The 21045-nt window shown below is 69.7% G+C and carries 19 protein-coding genes; 13 read left to right on the top strand and 6 right to left on the bottom strand.

Going from position 1 to position 21045, the window contains the following annotated elements:
* Window position 1 precedes the first annotated feature (1 nt).
* Window positions 2-1027, top strand: coding sequence for a tRNA (adenosine(37)-N6)-threonylcarbamoyltransferase complex transferase subunit TsaD (gene tsaD, locus OPF83_RS14450; protein ID WP_264888272.1), 1026 nt, complete (start codon window positions 2-4; stop codon window positions 1025-1027).
* A 313-nt stretch (window positions 1028-1340) separates the two neighbouring features.
* Here the strand turns inward: tsaD and OPF83_RS14445 are convergent, their stop codons facing one another.
* Window positions 1341-1922, bottom strand: a complete 582-nt coding sequence (locus tag OPF83_RS14445) for a YdcF family protein (RefSeq protein ID WP_264888245.1) — start codon at window positions 1920-1922, stop codon at window positions 1341-1343.
* Between the two features lie 409 nt (window positions 1923-2331).
* Here OPF83_RS14445 and groES point away from each other — a divergent pair, with 409 nt between their 5' ends.
* From groES to OPF83_RS14425, 4 genes are all read left to right on the top strand, one after another.
* Window positions 2332-2619 carry a co-chaperone GroES gene (gene groES, locus OPF83_RS14440; RefSeq protein WP_264888244.1) on the top strand — a complete coding sequence of 96 codons (288 nt, stop codon included), beginning with the start codon at window positions 2332-2334 and terminating at the stop codon, window positions 2617-2619.
* A 127-nt stretch (window positions 2620-2746) separates the two neighbouring features.
* Window positions 2747-4366, top strand: a complete 1620-nt coding sequence (gene groL, locus OPF83_RS14435; protein ID WP_264888243.1) for a chaperonin GroEL — start codon at window positions 2747-2749, stop codon at window positions 4364-4366.
* Window positions 4367-4749: 383 nt separating this feature from the next.
* Window positions 4750-5331 (top strand): sigma-70 family RNA polymerase sigma factor, encoded by a 582-nt coding sequence (locus OPF83_RS14430; protein WP_264888241.1) that lies wholly within the window; start codon window positions 4750-4752, stop codon window positions 5329-5331.
* Window positions 5328-6374 (top strand): hypothetical protein, encoded by a 1047-nt coding sequence (locus tag OPF83_RS14425; protein WP_264888240.1) that lies wholly within the window; start codon window positions 5328-5330, stop codon window positions 6372-6374. Before OPF83_RS14430 ends, OPF83_RS14425 begins: the two co-directional genes overlap by 4 nt.
* Window positions 6375-6561: 187 nt before the next feature.
* On the opposite strand, the gene OPF83_RS14420 is transcribed toward OPF83_RS14425, so the two are convergent.
* A complete protein-coding gene (locus OPF83_RS14420) occupies window positions 6562-6987 on the bottom strand; it encodes a DUF5319 family protein (protein ID WP_375546273.1) in 426 nt (141 codons plus the stop codon).
* 137 nt (window positions 6988-7124) lie between these two features.
* Here OPF83_RS14420 and guaB point away from each other — a divergent pair, with 137 nt between their 5' ends.
* The 4 genes from guaB (at window position 7125) to guaA (ending at window position 13624) form a co-directional block, all read left to right on the top strand.
* Complete coding sequence (gene guaB / locus OPF83_RS14415) at window positions 7125-8660, top strand: IMP dehydrogenase (RefSeq protein ID WP_264888239.1); 1536 nt, start codon at window positions 7125-7127, stop codon at window positions 8658-8660.
* Between the two features lie 7 nt (window positions 8661-8667).
* Entirely contained in the window at window positions 8668-9807 is a 1140-nt protein-coding gene (locus OPF83_RS14410; RefSeq protein ID WP_264888238.1) for a GuaB3 family IMP dehydrogenase-related protein, read from the top strand.
* A 216-nt stretch (window positions 9808-10023) separates the two neighbouring features.
* On the top strand, window positions 10024-11787 hold the full coding sequence (locus OPF83_RS14405; protein WP_309297796.1) for a GMC family oxidoreductase: 1764 nt from the start codon (window positions 10024-10026) through the stop codon (window positions 11785-11787).
* Between the two features lie 163 nt (window positions 11788-11950).
* Window positions 11951-13624, top strand: coding sequence for a glutamine-hydrolyzing GMP synthase (gene guaA, locus OPF83_RS14400; RefSeq protein WP_264888237.1), 1674 nt, complete (start codon window positions 11951-11953; stop codon window positions 13622-13624).
* 86 nt (window positions 13625-13710) lie between these two features.
* Here the strand turns inward: guaA and OPF83_RS14395 are convergent, their stop codons facing one another.
* Entirely contained in the window at window positions 13711-14211 is a 501-nt protein-coding gene (locus OPF83_RS14395) for a hypothetical protein (RefSeq protein ID WP_264888236.1), read from the bottom strand.
* Window positions 14208-15524, bottom strand: a complete 1317-nt coding sequence (locus OPF83_RS14390) for a PspC domain-containing protein (protein ID WP_264888234.1) — start codon at window positions 15522-15524, stop codon at window positions 14208-14210. Before OPF83_RS14390 ends, OPF83_RS14395 begins: the two co-directional genes overlap by 4 nt.
* Before the next feature lie 123 nt (window positions 15525-15647).
* Between OPF83_RS14390 and OPF83_RS14385 the strand changes: the two genes are divergently transcribed.
* From OPF83_RS14385 to OPF83_RS14375, 3 genes are all read left to right on the top strand, one after another.
* Window positions 15648-16994: an ATP-binding protein gene (locus tag OPF83_RS14385; protein WP_264888233.1), complete on the top strand. Its 1347-nt coding sequence runs from the start codon at window positions 15648-15650 to the stop codon at window positions 16992-16994.
* A gap of 12 nt (window positions 16995-17006) precedes the next feature.
* Window positions 17007-17759, top strand: coding sequence for a response regulator transcription factor (locus OPF83_RS14380; RefSeq protein WP_309297795.1), 753 nt, complete (start codon window positions 17007-17009; stop codon window positions 17757-17759).
* A gap of 244 nt (window positions 17760-18003) precedes the next feature.
* Window positions 18004-18639, top strand: a complete 636-nt coding sequence (locus OPF83_RS14375) for a GDSL-type esterase/lipase family protein (protein WP_264888232.1) — start codon at window positions 18004-18006, stop codon at window positions 18637-18639.
* 103 nt (window positions 18640-18742) lie between these two features.
* Here the strand turns inward: OPF83_RS14375 and OPF83_RS14370 are convergent, their stop codons facing one another.
* Entirely contained in the window at window positions 18743-19144 is a 402-nt protein-coding gene (locus OPF83_RS14370) for a DUF6157 family protein (RefSeq protein ID WP_264888231.1), read from the bottom strand.
* Window positions 19145-19358: 214 nt separating this feature from the next.
* Between OPF83_RS14370 and OPF83_RS14365 the strand changes: the two genes are divergently transcribed.
* Window positions 19359-19505, top strand: a complete 147-nt coding sequence (locus OPF83_RS14365; protein ID WP_264888230.1) for a hypothetical protein — start codon at window positions 19359-19361, stop codon at window positions 19503-19505.
* A 1-nt stretch (window position 19506) separates the two neighbouring features.
* Here the strand turns inward: OPF83_RS14365 and OPF83_RS14360 are convergent, their stop codons facing one another.
* Complete coding sequence (locus OPF83_RS14360; protein ID WP_264888229.1) at window positions 19507-20460, bottom strand: L-lactate dehydrogenase; 954 nt, start codon at window positions 20458-20460, stop codon at window positions 19507-19509.
* Window positions 20461-21045: the final 585 nt, after the last annotated feature.

The raw sequence follows: 21045 nt of genomic DNA, 5'->3' as shown, positions 1-21045 counted from the left end.
CATGGGGATCGAGAGTTCGTGCGACGAGACCGGCGTAGCCGTGGCGCGGATCCACGACGACGGCCGGGCCGAGCTGCTGGCTGACGTGGTGGCGTCGTCGATGTCCGAGCACGCGCGCTTTGGTGGGGTGGTGCCCGAGATCGCCTCGCGTGCGCACCTCGAGGCGCTCGTGCCGACCGTCCGCGCCGCGCTCGCCGAGGCCGGAGTTGTCCGTCCCGACGCCGTGGCCACGACCATCGGGCCCGGGCTGTCGGGCGCGCTGCTCGTCGGCTCCTCCGGCGCCAAGGCCTACGCCGCCGCGTGGGGAGTGCCGTTCTACGCCGTGAACCACCTGGTCGGACACGTAGCCGTGGCCGGATTCGACGGCGGCCCCCTACCCGAGTGCGTTGCCCTGCTGGTCTCCGGCGGCCACACCCAGCTACTGCACGTCCGCTCGCTCACCGAGCCGGTTGTGGAACTGGGCTCGACCGTCGACGACGCCGCCGGCGAGGCCTACGACAAGGTGGCGCGGCTCCTCGGCCTCGGCTACCCGGGCGGCCCGGTGATCGACCGGCTCGCGGCGACCGGCGATCCCCGTGCGATCGCGTTCCCGCGCGGGATGACCGGGCAGCGCGACGCCCGGCACGACTTCTCATTCTCCGGCCTCAAGACCTCGGTGGCCCGCCGGATCGAAGCAGCCGAGCGCCACGGCGAGCAGCTCGACGTGGCCGACGTGGCCGCCTCCTTCCAGGAAGCCGTGGCCGACGTGCTGACCATGAAGGCCGTCCGCGCCTGCACCGACCTCGGCGTGGACACCCTGCTCATCGGCGGCGGAGTGGCCGCCAACTCCCGACTCCGCGAGCTCGCGGGGGAGCGGTGTGCGGCGGCGGGCATCACGCTGCGCGTGCCGCGACCCCGACTGTGCACCGACAACGGCGCGATGGTCGTGGGCGTGGCGTCCGCGCTCCTGGCAGACGGGGTGGCGCCGAGTGCGCTGACCGTCGCCGCGGATCCCGGGTTGCCGGTCGAGACGACGCAGGTGGTCTGACGAGCCGTCTCGGGGAGTGCGGATTCGGATTGAATCGCTGACTTCCGCATGGAGTCGCGAGTCAGTGCCGTGGCGCAGTCATCGTTCGGCAGCGGGGAGAGCGCACTTCGGCAGCAGGGAGAGCTCGCTTGGTTCTTGTCGACATCACTGCGAAGAACCGGTCAGATCCTCGCACTGAGGGCGACAAGCTTCGCAGTGGTGTCGACGAAGTTCTCGGGTACGCCGGTTTGGTACGCGAGCTCGGTGCGGAGGCGGGTGGAGCGGCAGGTGGCGGAGCGGAGGGGCCACGGTGTGTGGAGCGGTGGCGCCGCGGTCAGCAGGCGGGCTTGATGAAGGCCTTCACGTAGCCGCCGGTCTCGTGCAGCAGGGCGTGCTTGCGTGATCTCGAGAGCGGGCGGGGTGTGTCGGTGACGTAGACGTCGCCGTCGAAGCAATGCTCGAAGTACATCCGCACGCGGGAGACGTGGCCCCAGTAGGTCACGGCAAGCAGTGACTGGTAGCCCTTCTCGCGCGCGATGCGGGTGGCCGCAGTGGTCTCGCCCTCGGTCGTATCGATGTCGGGAGTGAAGCAGTCCACGTCGATCTGCCGCCCGTCTCGTGCGACCACCGGAGAGGCTGCGCAGTAAGCGGCGATCATGTCCGCGTACTTTCCGGTGCCGCCGGGTTGGGACACCAGGATGTGGTCGGCGACGCCCTCCTCGGCCAGGTGGCGGGCGTAGACGTAGCGGTCGTCCGGCGCGCCCGCGACCACCACGATCGCATCGACGCGCTCCGGAGAATCGACCCGCGGGAACAGGACCGCCCGCGCCGCCTCGAGGCCAGCGAGAACCAGGGCGAGCACGAGCAGCGCGACGATCATCAGAATCGTCGCGCCGCGCCTGCTTCTCGGTCTCACGAAGGGACACCGTACGGAGGCAGCCTGAACGGTGGCTTAGGGGAGGGGAAAGGATGCGCGCTCAGCGGAGGGGAAAGGATGCGCGCCGGGCTGGGCAACGGCGGGACGGTGTCGTCGTCGTCCCCATTCCCGTCACCAACACTGGGAACGGCACCGGCGTCATCGGGAACGGCACCGGGGTGAGGCGCGTGCTCGTCGCGTGGCGGGGCAACGGCGTCGCGGCTGGGGGAGGGCGCGTGTTCGCCAGCCGCGAACGCGCGCGAATCGTGCACCCGAGACACTTGAGTGCTGGCACTCGCGCATATAGAGTGCCAATAGGCATGGAGCCGGCAGCGTCACCCGCGACGACGCGTTCACCGGAGCCCCGCCCCCCTGAACACATTCGTCATCTACACACGGAGGATCCATCGTGGCGATCAAGCCGCTTGAGGACAAGATTCTCGTCGAGGCCACCGTTGCCGAGACCACCACGGCGTCCGGCCTCGTTATTCCGGACACCGCCAAGGAGAAGCCCCAGGAGGGCACCGTCGTCGCGGTCGGCGAGGGCCGCTTCGACGAGGACGGCGACCGTATCCCCATGGACATCAAGGCCGGGGACAAGGTCATCTACTCGAAGTACGGCGGCACCGAGATCAAGTACGAGGGCAAGGAGTACCTGATCCTCTCCTCACGCGACGTCCTGGCGATCATCGACTGACGTTGAGCCGCGTCCACCCCGCCCCGACGGCGCCGGCCTGAACTCCGGCCCGCCGGGGCGGTGGTGTCTGACCACCGCCTGACCCGCACGATTCGAATTTCCACTTCCTCCGAGGAGTCCGTAACCCATGTCCAAGTTGATCGCATTCGACGAGCAGGCCCGCAAGGGCATGCTCGCCGGTGTCGACGAGCTCGCCGACACCGTCAAGGTCACGCTCGGCCCCAAGGGACGCCACGTCGTCCTGGCCAAGGCGTTCGGCGGCCCCACCGTCACCAACGACGGCGTCTCCATCGCCCGCGAGATCGAGCTCGAAGATCCCTTCGCCAACCTCGGCGCCCAGCTCGTCAAGTCCGTCGCCACCAAGACCAATGACGTCGCCGGCGACGGCACCACCACCGCCACCGTCCTGGCCCAGGCACTCATCCGCGAGGGCCTGCGCAACGTCGCCGCCGGCGCCAACCCCATGGCCATGGGCAAGGGCGTCGAGAAGGCCGCCGCAGCCGTGGTGGAGTACCTCCGCGCCGCCGCGACCCCCGTCGAGGGATCCGAGGCCGTGGCCCAGGTCGCCACCGTCTCGTCCCGCGACCCGGAGATCGGCCGCATGGTCGCCGAGGCCATGGACGCCGTCGGCGCCAACGGCGTGGTGTCCGTCGAGGAGTCGCAGGGCCTGCACACCGACGTCTCTGTCACCGAGGGCATCGCCTTCGACAAGGGCTACCTCTCGCCGTACTTCGTCACCGACCCCGACGAGCAAAAGGCCATCTACGAGGACGTGCTGATCCTCCTCCACCGCGAGAAGATCAGCTCCCTGCCGGACCTGCTGCCGCTGCTGGAGAAGGTCGCCGAGACCGGCAAGCCGCTGCTCATCATCGCCGAGGACGTCGACGGCGAGGCGCTGTCCACCCTCGTGGTGAACTCGATCCGCAAGACCCTCCGGGTCGTGGCCATCAAGTCCCCGTTCTTCGGCGACCGTCGCAAGGCGTTCCAGGACGACCTCGCGATCGTCACCAAGGCCCAGGTCATCAACGCCGACCTCGGCATGAAGCTCTCCGAGGCCGGACTCGACGTGCTGGGCCAGGCCCGCCGCGTCACCGTCTCCAAGGACGAGACGATCATCGTCGACGGTGCCGGTGACCAGGCCGACGTCGACGCCCGCGTCGCCCAGCTCAAGCGCGAGGCCGAGGCCACCGATTCGGACTGGGACCGCGAAAAGCTCGAGGAGCGCATCGCCAAGCTCGCCGGCGGCGTGGCCGTGATCCGCGTCGGTGCCGCCACCGAGACCGAGCTCACCGAGCGCAAGCTCCGCGTCGAGGACGCCGTCAACTCGGCCAAGGCCGCCGTTGAGGAGGGCGTCATCGCCGGAGGCGGCTCCGTGCTCGTCCAGGCGGCCGCGTCGCTCGAGCGGCTCGCCGCCGACACCGCCGACGCCGACGAGGCCGTGGGCATCAACGTCGTCCGCAAGGCCCTCACCGCGCCGCTGTACTGGATCGCCTCCAACGCCGGCGAGGACGGCTCCGTGGTGGTGAGCAAGGTCGCCGAGCTCGGCGCCCGGGACGGCTACAACGCCGCCACCGGCGAGTACGGCGACCTCATCTCCAGGGGCATCATCGACCCGGTGAAGGTCACGTCCTCGGCCGTGACCAACGCCTGCTCGGTCGCCCGCATGGTGCTGACCACCGAGACCGCGATCGTCGAGAAGCCCGCCGAGGCCGACGACGCGCACGGACACCACGGTCACTCGCACTGATGCATTAACGCACACCGCGTTCGGGCCCCGTCCACCGGTCAACCGGAGGGCGGGGCCCGGTGCCGTCGCGGGCCGGAATGTCGTCGAGTGGCAAAGCGACCAGTTACGCTTGGCACTCATAAGTGAACCTAGGACACTCCGGCCCCGCGCCTAACATGGGCGCGGGGCACATCGGGGGAGTAGACGTCCCGGCGCCAGTCCCGGGCCAGACGCGTAATCGGACCACCGTCTTGCCCGGACAGGTGCTCGTGACGTTCTCGTGACGCCCGCGCGTCTGACCTCCGACATGCGGGCATTCCACCCCCGACAATCAGGTATCTCACCCCCGACAGGAAGGTTGCGCCCCGTAACACCCTCGTGTAACGAACGGGCTCACGATTTCGATGACAGGTACAGCAGACGAGTTGGAACTCGCCGTCGCCGCAGCGGTCAAGGGAGACCGCACCGCCGCGTCGCGTGTGCTTGAACTCGTACAGCCGGGCGTGGTGCGGTACTGCCGCTCCCGCGTCGGCGGCTCGGAGAGAGCCAACCTGTCTGCTGACGATGTCGCCCAGGAGGTCCTGATCGCGGTTCTCTCGGCACTGCCGGGATACCGAGACCAGGGACGACCCTTCATGGCATTCGTGTACGGGATCGCGTCTCACAAGGTCGCGGACGCCCACAGGGGCAACGCTCGGAACAAGTCCGATCCCGTGGAGTACCTCCCCGAGGTGCTCTCAGACGACACGGGGCCGGAGGATCACCTCCTCGAAGGTGAGGTCTCAGATGCGGTGCGAGCACTGCTTCAGACCCTGCCGGAGAAGCAACGGGAGATCGTCCGGCTACGCGTGGTGGTCGGACTCTCCGCCGAAGAGACGGCGGAGATCGTCGACAGCACGGCCGGAGCCGTGCGCGTCGCCCAACACCGGGCGATGAAGCAGCTCCGGGCAACGATCGAGAAGGACGGAGAGGAGCGGTGGCGATGAATGACGACGATTTCGGCCAGCAGGGCTGGGACGATGTCGCCTCGCTCGACGCACAGGATGTCGACCGGGCTGAGGTCGCACGCGACGATGAACTCCTGGACCTTCTCGGTAGCGGTGAACTGACCGACAGCGACGACCCCTTGGTCGCCCTCCTCGCCGACTGGCGCGCCGAGACGGACGCCGCGGCCATGCCGCCGCTCCCGAGCGCCGAGGAGATCGAGGTCGCGATGGCCTCCAACGTGACGCAGCTGCGTCCGCGTCGGGTCTGGACGCGGCGTGGCGACCACCATCACGGAACGCGGCCCGCCCTGTGGCAGGCCGTGACCGGCGCCGCCGCGGTGGCCGCGATGATCGTCGGCGGACTGTCCGTGGCCGCGCACAGCGCGATGCCCGGCGATCCGCTCTGGGGAGTCTCCAAGACGATCTTCTCCGACCGCGCGGGCGAGGTGGAGCTCGTCAACGATCTCAGTGAGTACCTCGCGGCTGCGGATGACGCGGCCCGCGAGGGGGACCACAGCGAGGCCGAGCGACTCCTGGAACAGGTCAGCCAGCGACTCGACGAGGTGACCAACGCCGCTGAACGGGTGGAGTTGATGAAGCGTCGTGACGCGATCCTGCGAGACCTGTCACGGGTCACCCCGACCGCCGTCCCGTCGCCCGCACCGGCACCCGATCCCGGTCCGGCGCCCGCGCCGCAGCCGGGCCAGGCCACCCTGGTCCCCGGAGTGCCCGTCCCGCTGCCGTCGAACCTCATCCCGCCGCCGGCCCCGGGCATGCCTGTAATCCCGCTGCCGATGGACGGCCTGGGGATCAGCACGACCCTGCAGATCCCGGTCGACACCCAGCGGCTCCAGGACTTCCTGGCGCCCACGACGGGGATCCCGGCCGACACCCTGAACCAGGAAACGCAGACGCAGACGTCGCCGACGCGGGTCACCGTCACAACCCAGGTGCCCACCACGACGGCGCAGTCGCAGCCGGAGGGACCGGCGAAGGACGTGGCGCCGAGCAACTCGGGCAAGTCGACCTCGCCGACGAACTGACGCCGCCACGCTGAGGTCGATGACCTGATGCCGACTCCCTGAGGTCGGCATACACGACACCGGGCCCACACCGCCTTTCGGAGGTGTGGGCCCGGTGTCTGCGTTCTGGGGCGCTGGCTGGTCGCGCTGCGGCTGGTCGTGCTGCGGCTGGCCGCGCTTCGGCTGGTCGTGCGCCGGAGCGTTCAGCTCAGCGCCGCCAGTTGAGCTTGCGCGGCGGCCGCATGGCGCGCACCGCATCGGCGTAGCCGCGGCAGTACTCCCACGTCACATAGTCATCCGGGATCGGATCGAACGCCGGCTCGTGGGGGAGGAGGGATCCGTCCGCGAGGAGCTGGATGAGGTTGGACCGGAGCATGTCCCACTCGTGGTAGTGCTCCTCCGCGCAGTCCTCACACTGCACCGCCACGCCCTTCACCCCGATCGGGGCCAGAAGACGCTGGAACTCCGTGAGATCTTCCAGGTCCTCCTCGATGGCCTGGCGCTCCTCGGAGTCGAGGGGACCGGAGGGGAACTGACCGTCGACGGGATCGAATTCGGCCAGTTCCGCCGATGGATCGTCAGGATCTCCGTCGAACGGGTCGGGCGGCATGCCATGCCGAAGTGGATCGTTCACGACCCCACCGTACCCGTGATTGGTGGCACACGGTGCCCCCGGACCTCCCACGTGCGGGTCCAGCGGTTCGAGGCCGCGGCCGCAAAAGCACTATCCTCGTAGAACGTGCACCGAGACGACCCCCAGGAGGACCGCAGATGAGTCAGTCGCAAGGCTTCGTGCGTACGGGCGGCGACGACCCCGCCAAGGTCGCGATGGTCGGTCTGACCTTCGACGATGTCCTGCTGCTCCCGGCCGCCTCCGAGGTGGTTCCCAGCGAGGTGGACACCAGCACGCAGCTGACCCGCGAGATCACTCTCAAGGTCCCGCTCATCTCGTCGGCCATGGACACCGTCACCGAGGCGCGCATGGCGATCGCCATGGCCCGCCAGGGCGGCATCGGCGTGCTGCACCGCAACCTCTCGATCGGCGACCAGGCCGCCCAAGTCGACACGGTCAAGCGGTCCGAGGCCGGCATGGTCACCGACCCGGTCACCTGCAAGCCCTCCAACACGCTCGCCGAGGTCGACGAACTGTGCGGCCGGTACCGCATCTCCGGCCTGCCGGTCACCGACGAGCGTGGCGAACTGGTGGGCATCATCACCAACCGCGACATGCGTTTCGAGGTGGACAAGAGTCGCCGTGTCGACGAGGTCATGACCAAGGCCCCGCTGGTCGTGGCGCGTGAGGGCGTCACCGCCGAGGCCGCGCTCGGTCTGCTGCGCCGCCACAAGATCGAGAAGCTCCCGATCGTCGACGGTGGCGGCCGCCTCACCGGCCTCATCACGGTCAAGGACTTCGTCAAGACGGAGAAGCACCCCGACGCCACCAAGGACGCCGACGGTCGCCTCCGCGTGGCCGCCGCGATCGGTACCGGCGAGGACGCCTGGCAGCGCGCCGGAGCGCTGGCCGAGGCCGGGGTCGACGCGCTCGTCGTGGACACCGCCCACGCCCACAACCGCAACGCGCTGGAGATGGTCACGCGCGTCAAGCGCGAGTTCGGCGACCGCGTCCAGGTGATCGGCGGCAACCTCGCCACCCGAGGCGCCGCCCAGGCGATGATCGACGCCGGTGCGGACGCCATCAAGGTCGGCATCGGCCCCGGCTCCATCTGCACCACCCGCGTCGTGGCTGGCGTGGGCGCCCCGCAGATCACCGCCCTGCTCGAGGCGTCCGTGGCCGCCAAGGCCGCCGGCGTCCCCGTGATCGCCGACGGCGGTATGCAGTACTCCGGTGACGTGGCCAAGGCCATCGCCGCCGGCGCCTCGGCCTGCATGTTTGGCTCGCTCTTGGCCGGCTGCACCGAGTCGCCCGGTGAGCTGATCTTCGTCGACGGCAAGCAGTACAAGGTCTACCGCGGCATGGGCTCCCTCGGCGCGATGCGCGGCCGCGGCAAGCCGGGCGCCGAGAAGTCCTTCTCCAAGGACCGCTACTTCCAGGACGACGTGCTCTCCGAGGAGAAGCTCGTGCCGGAGGGCATCGAGGGCCGCGTGCCCTTCCGCGGCGACGTCGGCCAGGTGCTGCACCAGTTGAACGGCGGCCTGCGCGCGGGCATGGGCTACACGGGTTCGGCGACGATTCCCGAGATGAACAACGCCCAGTTCGTCCAGATCACGGCGGCGGGGCTCAAGGAGAGCCACCCCCACGCGATCCAAATGACAGTCGAGGCACCCAACTACAACGTCAAGGGCTGATCGAACCGTGCGTGATGTCGTAGAGATCGGAATGGGCCGCGAGGCCCGTCGGATGTACGGACTGGGGGAGATCGACCTCGTCCCGGCCCGACGCACCCGCAGCTCCAAGGAGGTGTCCACGGCCTGGCAGATCGACGCCTATCAGATGGAAATCCCGGTGATGACCCATCCGACGGACGCGATCGTCTCGCCGTCGTCGGCCATCGAGATCAACAACCAGGGCGGACTGGCCGTGCTCAACGGTGAGGGCCTGTGGGCCCGCCACGCCGACCCCGAGGCGGCCATCGCCGAGCTCCGCGACATCGCGCTGGAGGACCTGACCGGTATCCGCGCCGTGGCGCGGCTCCAGGAACTGCACAGGGCGCCCATCAACGAGGAGTACCTCGCCGCCGCCGTGCGCACGATCCGCGACGAGGGGCAGACCGTCGCCGTGCGCGTCTCGCCGCAGCGCGCGCGGGAGCTCACGCCGGGGCTGATCAAGGCCGGCATCGACATGCTGGTCATCCAGGGCACGATCATCTCCGCCGAGCACGTCTCCGGCGAGGACGAGCCGCTGAACCTCAAGGAGTTCATCGGCTCACTGGACGTTCCCGTGATCGCCGGTGGCGTCGTCGACTACAAGACGGCGCTGCACCTCATGCGCACCGGCGCGGCCGGCGTGATCGTCGGCTTCGGCGGAGCCGAGGGCGTCACCACCACCGGCTCGGTCCTCGGCGTGGAGATCCACATGGCCACCGCCATCGCCGACGCCGCCGCCGCGCGGCGCGACTACCTCGACGAGACCGGTGGACGCTACGTCCACGTGCTCGCCGACGGCGACATCTACACCTCCGGCGACATCGCCCGCGCCGTGGCGTGCGGGGCCGACGCCGTGGTCCTGGGACCGCTGCTCGCCGGCGCCCTCGAATCGCCCGGCAAGGGCGTGTACTGGGACTCCGTCTCCGCGCACCCCAACATGCCCCGCGGTCTCGTCGCCGAGACGCACGACGAGACCGCGCTCGCGCCGCTCACCGAACTGCTCGAGGGGCCGACCAGCCAGCCCGACGGCACGCGCAACCTCATGGGCGGCCTGCGCCGGGCGATGGCCAAGTGCGGCTACACCGACGTGAAGGGCTTCCAGAAGGTGGACCTGTCCGTGCGGAGCTGAGTTTCGCCTGTGTCACGCGCCCCGCAGCGCACGTCGCTGCGGGGTGCGGGGCATTTCGGGGGAGAGGCCCGGAGCGGCCCGTGCCCCCGCCCCGGCCCGGCCCCGGAGTCGGCCAGCGGTCTAGTTGACTTACATAAGCGGTACTACTGTCGGGTAAGTTCTTGGGCGCTCGGGTAATGTGACCCGCATCATTGGCCCACACGGGGGAGTTTCGTCATGACGTCGTCCAGGCAGCCGCACACGACCACCGCGGCACCCTTGCCGACCGACACGGACGTGTTGGTCGTCGGCTCCGGATTCGGCGGCAGTGTCTCCGCGCTGCGGCTGACGGAGAAGGGCTACGCGGTCACGGTCGTGGAGGCCGGTCGCCGGTTCGCCGACGCCGACTTCGCCAAGACCTCCTGGCGGCTCAACAAGTTCGTGTGGGCACCCAAGATCGGCCTGTTCGGCCTGCAGCGCGTGCACATGCTCAACGACGTGCTGGTCATGGCCGGCGCCGGCGTGGGCGGTGGCTCGCTGAACTACGCCAACACGCTGTACAAGCCCAACCCGCCGTTCTTCAACGACGAGCAGTGGGCACACATCACCGACTGGGACTCCGAGCTGTCCCCGTTCTACGACCAGGGCCGTCGCATGCTCGGCGTGGTCACCAATCCCACCCACACGCACTCCGACATGGTGATGAAGGAGGTCGCGCGGGACATGGGCGCGGAGGACACCTTCGTCTACACGCCGGTCGGCGTGTACTTCGGCGAGAAGACCGGCGGCCAGGGTGCGCCCGGCGAGACCGTCCCCGATCCCTTCTTCGGCGGTGTCGGCCCGGACCGCACGGCATGCATCGAGTGCGGCGAGTGCATGACCGGCTGCCGCCACGGCGCCAAGAACACGCTGGTCAAGAATTACCTCGGCCTGGCCGAGCGCGCCGGCGCCCGCATCCTTGACCGCACCACGGTCTCCGGCCTGCGCGAGCGCGAGGACGGCTCGTGGGAGGTCACCGTCGAGCGCACCGGGGCGTGGAGCAAGCGCGGTAAGCGGGCCACCACCATCACCGCCAAGCAGGTGATCGTGGCCGCTGGCACGTGGGGCACCCAGCACCTGCTGCACTACGCGAAGGACGACGGCTCGCTGCCGCGCATGTCCTCCGCGCTCGGCAAGCTCACCCGGACCAACTCCGAGTCCATCCTCGGCGCGGCGGGCGACAAGTACATCCCCGAGCGTGACTTCTCTGAGGGCGTGGCCATCACCTCGTCCTTCCACCCCACGCCCGACACCCACATCGAGCCGGTCCGCTACGGCAAGGGCTCCAACGCCATCGCCGCGCTGCAGACCCTCCTCACCGACGGCAGTGACACCATGCCCCGCTGGCTGCTGTTCCTGCTCGAGGTCCTGCGCCGGCCGACCAGCGCCCTGAAGTTGGTGAACTACCGCAAGTGGAGCCAGCGCACCGTGATCGTGCTGGTCATGCAGAACCTGGACAACTCACTGCAGACCTTCGTCAAGCGCTTCGGCCCGTTCCGCTACGTCTCCAGTAGGCAGGGACACGGTGAGCCCAACCCCACCTGGATCCCCAAGGGCAACGAGGCCACGCGCCGGATAGCCGACAAGATCGACGGCATCGCCGGCGGCACCGTGGGCGACCTGTTCAACATGCCCATGACCGCGCACTTCCTGGGCGGCTGCCCCATCTCAGACTCGCCCGAGCGCGGCGTCGTGGACCCGTACCACCGCGTGTGGAACTACCCGACCATGCACGTCGTGGACGGCTCCGCGATCTCGGCGAACCTCGGCGTCAACCCAGCGCTGACCATCACCGCGCAGGCTGAGCGCGCCATGTCCCTGTGGCCCAACAAGGGCGAGGCCGATCCGCGTCCGGCGCAGGGCCAGGCGTATGTGCGCATCCAGCCGGTGCCGCCGAAGTCGCCGTTCGTGCCCGAGGCGGCGCCGGGCGCGCTGTGCCTGCCGATCGTCGGCGTGAGCTGACGCGCTCGTTCCCGCCCTCCCCGGAATCCGCTACTCTCCCTCGACATCCGCTACCCCAGGACGGGTAGCGGATCCGGGCGGGGGGTAGCGGATTTTCGGGTCTGGGGAGTGCGGTGCCGTGGTCGAATACGACGACGACGCCGCGGCGCATAGACTCGGGTGCGTGGCCGAGAACGCACAGACCAACTCCCAGCTCACCGCAGAGGCGGCGGCTCCGCGCCCCGTCCTCGTCGTCGACTTCGGCGCCCAGTACGCGCAGCTCATCGCGCGTCGCGTCCGCGAGGCGCACCTGTACTCCGAGGTGATCCCGCACACGGCGACCGCCGCGGAGATCAAGGCCAAGAACCCGGTGGCGCTCGTCCTCTCCGGGGGACCGTCCAGCGTGTACACCGAGGACGCGCCGTCGCTCGATCCCGAGGTGTTCGAGTTGGGCCTGCCGATGTTCGGCATCTGCTACGGCTTCCAGGTCATGGCCCGCGCGCTGGGTGGCGAGGTCTCCGAGACCGGGAACCGCGAGTACGGCCGGACCGACGTCACGGTGTCCGGTGGGCAGCTCCACGCCGGGCTGCCCGAGCACCACCCGGTGTGGATGAGCCACGGTGACGCCGTGACCGCCGCCCCGGAGGGATTCGAGGTGACCGCCACGTCGGCCGGCGCCCCGGTGGCCGCGTTCGAGTGCACCGAGCGTCGCTTGGCCGGCGTCCAGTACCACCCCGAGGTGCTCCACTCGCCGCACGGTCAGCAGGTGCTCACCCGATTCCTCACCGAGGTCGCCGGGCTCGAGCCGTCGTGGACCGCGTCGAACATCGCCGAACAGCTCATCGCCTCCGTGCGCGAGCAGATCGGGGAGGGGCGCGCGATCTGCGGCTTGTCCGGCGGCGTGGACTCCGCGGTGGCCGCCGCGCTGGTGCAGCGCGCGATCGGTGATCGTCTCACCTGCGTGTTCGTCGACCACGGTCTGCTGCGCGCCGGCGAGCGTGAGCAGGTCGAGACCGATTTCGCCTCCGCGATCGGCGCCCCGCTCATCACGCTCGACGACGCGGACGTGTTCCTCGGGCACCTCGACGGTGTCACCGATCCGGAGACCAAGCGCAAGATCATTGGCCGCGAGTTCATCCGCTCTTTCGAGCGCGCGGTGGCCAAGGCCCTCGAGGTCCAGGGCTCGTCCGACGGCGGCTCGTCCGGCGGCTCCGACGCCTCGTCCGGCGGCGGCTCTGAGGCCTCCACCGGCGGCGGCTCCGGCTCCGTGGACTTCCTCGTCCAGGGCACCCTCTACCCGGATGTCGTGGAGTCCGGCGGCGGCTCCGGCACCGCCACCATCAAGAGCCACCACAATGTCGGCGGCCTGCCCGACGACGTGGAGTTCACCCTCGTCGAGCCCCTGCGCCTGCTGTTCAAGGACGAGGTCCGGGCCGTGGGCCGCGAGCTCGGTCTGCCCGAGTCGATCGTCGGCCGCCACCCGTTCCCCGGCCCGGGCCTGGGGATCCGCATCGTCGGTGCCGTGTCCAAGGAGCGTCTCGACACGCTGCGTGCGGCGGATGCGATCGCCCGCGAGGAGATGACCGCCGCGGGTCTCGACGAGACGGTCTGGCAGTGCCCGGTCGTGCTGCTCGCCGACGTCCGCTCGGTGGGCGTCCAGGGCGACGGTCGTACCTACGGTCACCCGATCGTGCTGCGTCCGGTCAGCTCGGAGGACGCCATGACCGCTGACTGGACCCGCGTGCCGTACGAGACGCTGGCCTTGATCTCCAATCGCATCACCAACGAGGTGCCCGACGTCAACCGGGTCGTGCTGGACGTCACCAGCAAGCCGCCGGGGACCATCGAGTGGGAGTGACGGAAAGGGCCCAGAGCTACCGCGTCTGCGTGTAGCTCTGGGCCCCTCCTTGTCTCCGGCGACTCCAGCTCCGCGTCGCCGGTGACTCAGCGCCGGATCACCATCACCAGTCCGACGAGCACCATCAGGACCAGGCCGCCAGCCAGCAGCACGGTCGGCGTGATGACCGGTCCGCCGAGGATCGCCCACACAGCCACACCCAGGGAGAGCACTCCCGCGACGGCCAGGGTGGGGGAGCCGGACTTCTTCTTCTCCGGCATCGCGACCGTGCTGCCGGCCGCACTCGCCAGCGCGATCCCCGTGTCCGACGGTCCGACCCCGAAGCCCAGCGGCTGGGAGGACGCGAACCCGGTGCCGTACGGCAGCGGCTCATACAGCGGCTGCTCGGGGATCGCCGTGGTCGGGCCGGTGCCGAACGTGGACGCCGTGGAGGCGCCGAACTGCGCCGTCGGGCCGGTGCCGAACCCCGCCGTCGGGGTCTCGCGCCACGTGCCGCTCAGATCCTCCGTCGGGGCGCTGCTGGCACCCGGGTCGTTCTGGTTGCCGCCGATGCCGCCATCTGCGGCCGGGGTGTTGAGCGCGTTCATCGGGTCACCTTGACACTTCCGATTTCGCTGGAGATATCCAGGGTGAGGACAGGGCCGTCGTCGTTCGTCGAGAGCTCAGGGCAGTCGACGGAGCCGATCTCGGTCGTGCAGTTCGCGTCCACGGCCATCCCCTCGGGAACAGTCACGCGGACCTCGCCGACCTCGTTCTTGATCGTGTAGGTGCGATCGCGATCCAGCTCCAGGCCTGTCATGTCGATGTTGAGGCTGCCGAACTCGTTGGTCAGCGGCGTCTCCAGCTGGGTGGGTGAGCTGATCTCGAACTGGTGCTGGGTGTAGTTCTGCCAGTCGGCGGCGTTCGTCTGCACGAATGAGGACAGCAGCACGAATCCGGCGAGCGGTCCGGCGACGATCAGCAGTCCGTGACCGCGACGGGTGACGGCGCCGATGAGCAGTCCGCCGGCCACCACGGCCAGAGCGATCGCCGCGATGCGGGTCGTGTCGAGCCAGGTCGTACCGGGTAGCTGTGCCAGGCCGGTGGCCACGGCTGCGGCGATGATCGCCAGGCCGAGCGTGATCTTGGTCAGCCGCGACTTCTTCCTGGCCGGCTGCTCGTCCGAGATGCGGATGCCGGGCTCGGGCAGGTCCCACGCGAACGGGGCGGCACCGAGCGGGTCCCAGGTCGGTGGGGTCGGCGGGCCGTACGGGGCGTCCGCGTCAGCACCCGGGGCCTGCGCGTCGGCCGCGGCGGAGGCGCCGTCGCCGTGCGTACCGGTGCCAGCAGCTGCGCCCGGTGCCGAGCCAGCACCGAAGCCCGCACCGAAGCCGGGGTGCCACGGTCCCTGCTGGCCGGGGCGCCACGCGCCCGGACCGGGCGTGCCGGGCCGCATCGCGGAGACCGCCTCCCACCCGGCCGGCGGCTGGGGTGTGCGGCGGTGCAGCCCGTACCAGCCGGCGAGCATCGCCGCGGTGGCCAGGAAGCCGGCGCCTACGAGGAAGCCCTGACCGGAACCGCCGAAGGTGGGTGCGGAGATGAGGACGACGACGACGAGCGCGATCGCCCCCACCTTGGAGCCGGACGCCCGGCCCCGCCCGATAAGCGCCTCGCCCTTGGAGGCCTCGTCTCCGGCGGTGCGCAGGAGCAGCCACATGAGGGCGTAGAGGAAGATGCCGGCGCCACCCCAGAGGGCGGTGATGACAAAGGCGACGCGGATGATGACCGGGTCGATGTTGTAGCGACGGCCGAAGCCCCCGGCGACGCCGGCGATCTTGGAATCATCCGGGGTCCGGACCGGGCGCGTCCGCCACAGGGAGCGCAGCTCCTCGGACAGGTCTTGGGTACTGGTGCTGGACATGGCTCTTATCGTGGTCTGTCCCCGCTCTCAGCACATCGGGGAGCAACCCTGATATTTCGACCCCGGAAATCTCGGGGTCGACCCCTGATGCGGACCCGGGGGTCATCTGTGACCATGGCTTCTATGAGTGAGAACGCGACCGACCCCGCACCCCGGGTCGGAGCGCACGGTCCGCTGCCCGCCGAGGCCCCGACCGTGCGGCTTCCCGTCGGGCCGCCGGCGAGGTTCCGGTGGTACCCGCGCCTGACGCGGTCCCCGAACGGGTCCGTCCTGGGTGGCGTCTGCGCGGGCGTGGCCGAGCACCTCGGGGTGAGCGTCACGCACGTGCGGCTGGTCATGGTCCTGCTCGCCAGCCTCGCCGGAGCCGGCGTGGCCATGTACTCCGTGCTCTGGGTGATGCTCCCGGCCGCACCTGTCGGCGGCCCCGGCCCTCGCGGCGGTTCCGGTGTCGGCGCGGGTCCAAGCGCAGGCGCAGGCTCTGGCGCAGGTGCAGCTGCAGCCTCGAAGCCCGTGGATCCCCGCGAGCACCGGAGGGGCAAGGCGCTGCTCGTGGTGGCGATTCTGGGCGCCGTGCTCTCGTTCATGCTGACCACCGCGACGGGACTTAACGTTGTGGTCCCCGTCCTGGTGGTGGCGCTCGGTGCGGGGCTCGTCTGGCAGCAGTACGACCGCGGGGGAAAGACCTCGCCACGGTCGGCCTTCGACTGGGCCCGCGTCACGGCCGGTGCAACCCTCGTTGTCGTCGGCCTCGCCGTGGTGGTCCTGGGACAGGTCGAGCTCGCCGCCCTGCGGTCCTCCCTCCTCGCGGTGGTGGCGACCCTCGTCGGCGTGGTGTTGCTCTCCGTCCCCGTCGGACTGAGGATGTGGCACTCGCTCGAGGAGGAACGCGCCGCGCGGATCCGCGAGTCCGAGCGCAGCAACATCGCCTCCCAACTGCACGATTCCGTCCTGCAGACCCTCGCGCTCATCCAGAAGCGCGCCGACGACCAGGTCCAGGTCTCCCGACTGGCCCGCCGGCAGGAACGCGAGCTGCGGCAGTGGCTGTTCGGCGCCGAGGCCCGCATGTCGTCCGGCGCCACCAGCGTCGCCGGGGCTGTCGGGGTGCTGGTCGCCGATGTCGAGGACGACTACGGACTCCGCGTCGACCAGGTCGTGGTGGGCGGAGACCGGGCCGTTGGCCACGCCGAGGACGCGGTGCTCGGCGCCATCCGCGAGGCACTGGTCAACGTCGCCAAGCACGCCGGCGTCGACACCGCCGACGTGTACGTCGAGATCGACGGGCGCGTGCTGTCCGCGTTCGTCCGCGACCGTGGCGCCGGCTTTGACCCCGAGACGGTCGGCGATGACCGGCACGGTCTCGCGCAGTCGATCCGGCATCGCGTGACCAGTCGCGGGGGCAGCGTCACGGTGCGCAGTACGCTCGGACGCGGGACCGAGATCGGGATCGAGATGCCGCTGGAGGGCGAATGATGCAGGTGCGCGATGACGGATGAGTCTGTGGTCGGCGGTGCGGATGCGTCCGAGGGTGCTGCTGGCGGTGCTGCCGGTGGCCGGGTGTGCCGGGTCTTCCTGGTCGACGACCACGCGGTGTTCCGCAGTGGCGTTCGCGCCGAGCTGGGCGGACAGCCGTCGATCGAGGTCGCGGGCGAAGCCGGATCGGTCGCCGAGGCGGTGGCCGGGATCGCGCGCGTGCAGCCCGACGTGGTCCTGCTCGACGTACACATGCCCGACGGCGGCGGTGTCGCAGTCCTCCGCTCGGTGCTCGAGTCCGCCGGTTCCGGCGACGAGGCCGCCCACGTCCCGACCTTCCTCGCGCTGAGCGTCTCGGATGCCGCGGAGGACGTGATCGCCGTGATCCGCGCCGGCGCACGCGGGTACGTCACCAAGACCATCTCCGGCGACGAGCTCGCCGACGCCGTCCGCCGCGTCGCTGAGGGCGACGCCGTGTTCTCCCCTCGCCTGGCCGGTTTCGTGCTCGACGCCTTCGCCCGTGCCGCACCCGGTCCCGAGGATCGCGGGGAGCCCGTACACGATCCCGAGGTCGACTCGCTCACCCCGCGTGAGAAGGAGGTCCTCCGGCTGCTCGCGCGTGGGTACACGTACAAGGAGATCGCCGAGGAGCTGTTCATCTCGGTCAAGACGGTGGAGACCCACGCGTCGAACGTGCTGCGCAAGACCCAGCAGTCCAATCGCCACGCGCTGACCCGCTGGGCGCAGTCCCGCCACCTCGACTGACCGTCTCGGAGACCCCGGCCCGGGGCCGGGGCGCTGAGGTGAGGCCGACCAGTTGCCCGGCCCGCCCGGCCTGCTCCGCACGTATCCGCCGCGTCCCCGGCGAGTGGTCCCACCCGCTCACGTTCTCCGAGGTCTCGGAATGGGTTTCGTCGCATTTGTGACCGCTCGCCGCCGCGGAGCGCAATGTGACTCATTGGCCGAGTTGCCGTGCACGAATTCCTGTCGACGACGCTACTGTGACGTCGTGAGCGAACCCCGCGACCTGCCCGTGTGCATCATCGGTGACTCGTTCGTGGCCGGTTACGGCGACGAGACCGGCCGCGGCTGGACCGCGCTCCTGGTGGAGGCAGCCGCCGACGAGGATCTGCACCTCCACGCCACGGTCGCGGGGATCGGCGGGGACACCTCCGAGATGATCCTGGCCCGCTGGGATGAGGTCGACCGGCGTCGGGCCGCGTTCCCGACCACCGCCGTGATCGCCGAGTTCGGGGTCAACGACGTCATGCGTGTCGCGGGGGCCGAGCCCGGTGTCGAGGTCGAACGGGTCGATGAGCAGGGAACGGTCGCGGCGCTGCGCGGCATGATCGACCGGGCACCGCGGGGGCGGTTCCTGGTGGTCGGCCCGCCGCCGGTCCTGTGGGACGAGGTCAATGCGCGCACCGTGGCCCGCGCGGAGGCGATCGCGTCCGTGTGCGCCGAGGCGGGTGTGCCGTTCGTGCCGACCTTCGATGCGCTGCGGCCCGGTGGGGCGTGGATGCGCGAGGTGGCCGCGGGGGACGGCGCGCACCCCGGTCCAGGCGGATACGCGCAGTTCGCGGAGGCGATCACCCGCCCGGTCCTGGACTGGCTGCGCGCTCTCCCAGACGCCGAGCCCGGCTAGAGCCAGAACCAGGTTAGAACCAGAGCCAGGTTAGAAGCTGAACCCGGCAACCCGGCAACCTGGTAATCGTCCGCCAGAAGAGCCCGTCCCGATCCGCATCGGGTCAGCGCGAGCTCTTCATCGCGGCTCTGACCGTCACTGCCGGATCGGCTTCCAGTTCGGCCACGCGCTCAGAGCCCATGGGCAGCAGCGCGATCCGCCCGGCGGAATCGAAGTGCAACGCCCACCCGTAGGTTTTGGCCAGCGGCGAGGTGCGCAGGCACGGTTGTCCTTTGGAGAAGAACTGCGCGCGTGCAGCGGGCCGGTCGGCTTCGGTGATCGCCTTGCGCTGGCAGTGCACATCGAAGATCAGGTCGTCGCTGGTCCAGACGTAGTCGCTGGCCGAGAGCCGCTCGTACTGCAGCTCGGCGATCGATCCTTTACCGGCCGGCGGGGCCGTCGCCGTCTGCGCCTTGGTGTCTGGCGCGGGAAGGATCAGGGTGTCGGTGTAATCGGTGGTGTGCACGATCGTCTCCCTCTCTCGGTCCCATCGTTCACCTGATCGCGTCGGACTGCCCCCGAATCCCCGGATCGAGCCGGGCCGCCGAACGTCCCACCAGCTTCTTCCGTTCGCTGAACGCTTCCTGAATCCGACCCGCGTCCATTCGGTTGAAGCCACCGCACTGACCGGTACCGTGGACCACGTCGCACGCCCCGGTGCGGCAGGAGGGGAGTGGTGCATGTCGAATCCGCAGAACTCTGACCACGCCGAGAGCAAGTTGGAAGAGAAGGACGAGCGGGACAATCGCCCGAACTCGAAGGACGAGTTGGCCGACGAGTGGGGCGAGGAGTCGTTCCCGGCCAGCGATCCGCCCGGAGCTCCCTGACTCAGCACAGGTCCTCGAACTGCTCCGACACCGCCCGCAGCGCACTCGCGCTGCGGGCGAACTGTTGCCGTTCGGTCTCGTCGAGTTCCAGTTCCACCACCCTCTGCACGCCGGTCCGCCCGATCACGGCGGGCACGCCGATGTAGATGCCCTCCTGCCCGTACTCACCCCGCAGCAGGGTCGAGACGGGTAGTGACACCTGCTCGTTGTGCAGGATCGCGCGCGTGATGCGGGCCAGCCCCATACCGATTCCGTAGCTGGTCGAGCCCTTGGAGTCGATGATCCGATAGGCGGCGTCCCTGGTCTCGGTGAAGATCTGGGTGAGCCGCTCCCGCTTGGCCGGGTCTCCGTCGAGATCGCGCCGCAGGGGAACCCCGGAGACGTTGGCGGAGGAGAAGACGGGCAGCTCGGTGTCGCCGTGTTCGCCGATGATCGAGGCGTGCACGCTCATGGGGGCGACGCCGTAGTGCTCGCCGAGCATGAACCGGAACCGTGCGGAGTCGAGAACGGTGCCGGAGCCGATCACCTGGCCTGGGGGCAGCCCGGAGTAGCGCCAGGCGGCCTGGGTGAGGATGTCGACGGGGTTAGTGGCGACCAGCAGAATGCCGTCGAAGCCGGTCGCCATCACGTCACTGACAATTTTTCCGAATAGTGTCATGTTCTTGCCGACGAGGTCGATTCGGGTCTCACCGGGCTTCTGTGCGGCTCCGGCGCAGATCACGACCATGGTGGCGTCGGTGCAGTCGGAGTAGGTGCCCTCGGTGACGAGGGTGGGGGAGGGCGCCCAGACGACGCCGTGGTTGAGGTCCATGACCTCGCCGACGAGCTTGTCGTGGTTGATATCGATGATCGCCAGGTGATCGGCCAGACCCTGGTTGACCAGGGCGTACGCGTACGCGATACCCACGTCTCCGGCGCCGATGAGCACGATGCGGTTCCCGATGGAGGCCTTCATGGTCACCGAGAGTAGATCCCCGGTACGACATCGGGGTGGAGCCCGGATGAACAGCGGGGTCGACGACGACAACGACGACGATGCCCACGCCGGGCCGTCGTGCGTCACCGGAGACTGTCGTCTCGGGGCCGAGGGCAGCTGGAACCGTTCTCGAACAGGAGTTCTTGCATCGTGTCGTACTCGTGGTGTTCACTATTCGTCGTCATCGAAAAACGGTTCGATTTACGCGTTGGCGGCGTGTCGCTCGTGGCGGGAGGTTGTGGTGATGGTACTGCGAGGTTCTGCTGTCGACCGTTCAGGTGTGGATCTGTCGGAGCTTGATACGGCTGATCGGGTTGCTGAACTGCGGCGTCGATTGGCCTCCATGCCCGGTGGGGGACTTCCGGCTGCTGCCCGGTCGCGCCCGGGTGTCACGGCTCTCCCATCGCCCGGGGGTGGAGGGACTCCTGGCGCAACGGGGTCCTCCGTCGGCGCTTCGGCGGTCCCGGGGGCGGCGGTGATCTCGGCGGGCCCGGTTCCTGCGTCCGGGCAGTCGGGGGCTGCCGCGGCCCCTGCGTCTGCTGCGTCTCCTGAGGGGGCTGCGCC

The organism is Dietzia sp. NCCP-2495 (assembly GCF_026011735.1).
Taxonomy (GTDB): Bacteria; Actinomycetota; Actinomycetes; order Mycobacteriales; family Mycobacteriaceae; genus Dietzia.
This window is presented reverse-complemented; position numbering and strand designations above follow the sequence as displayed.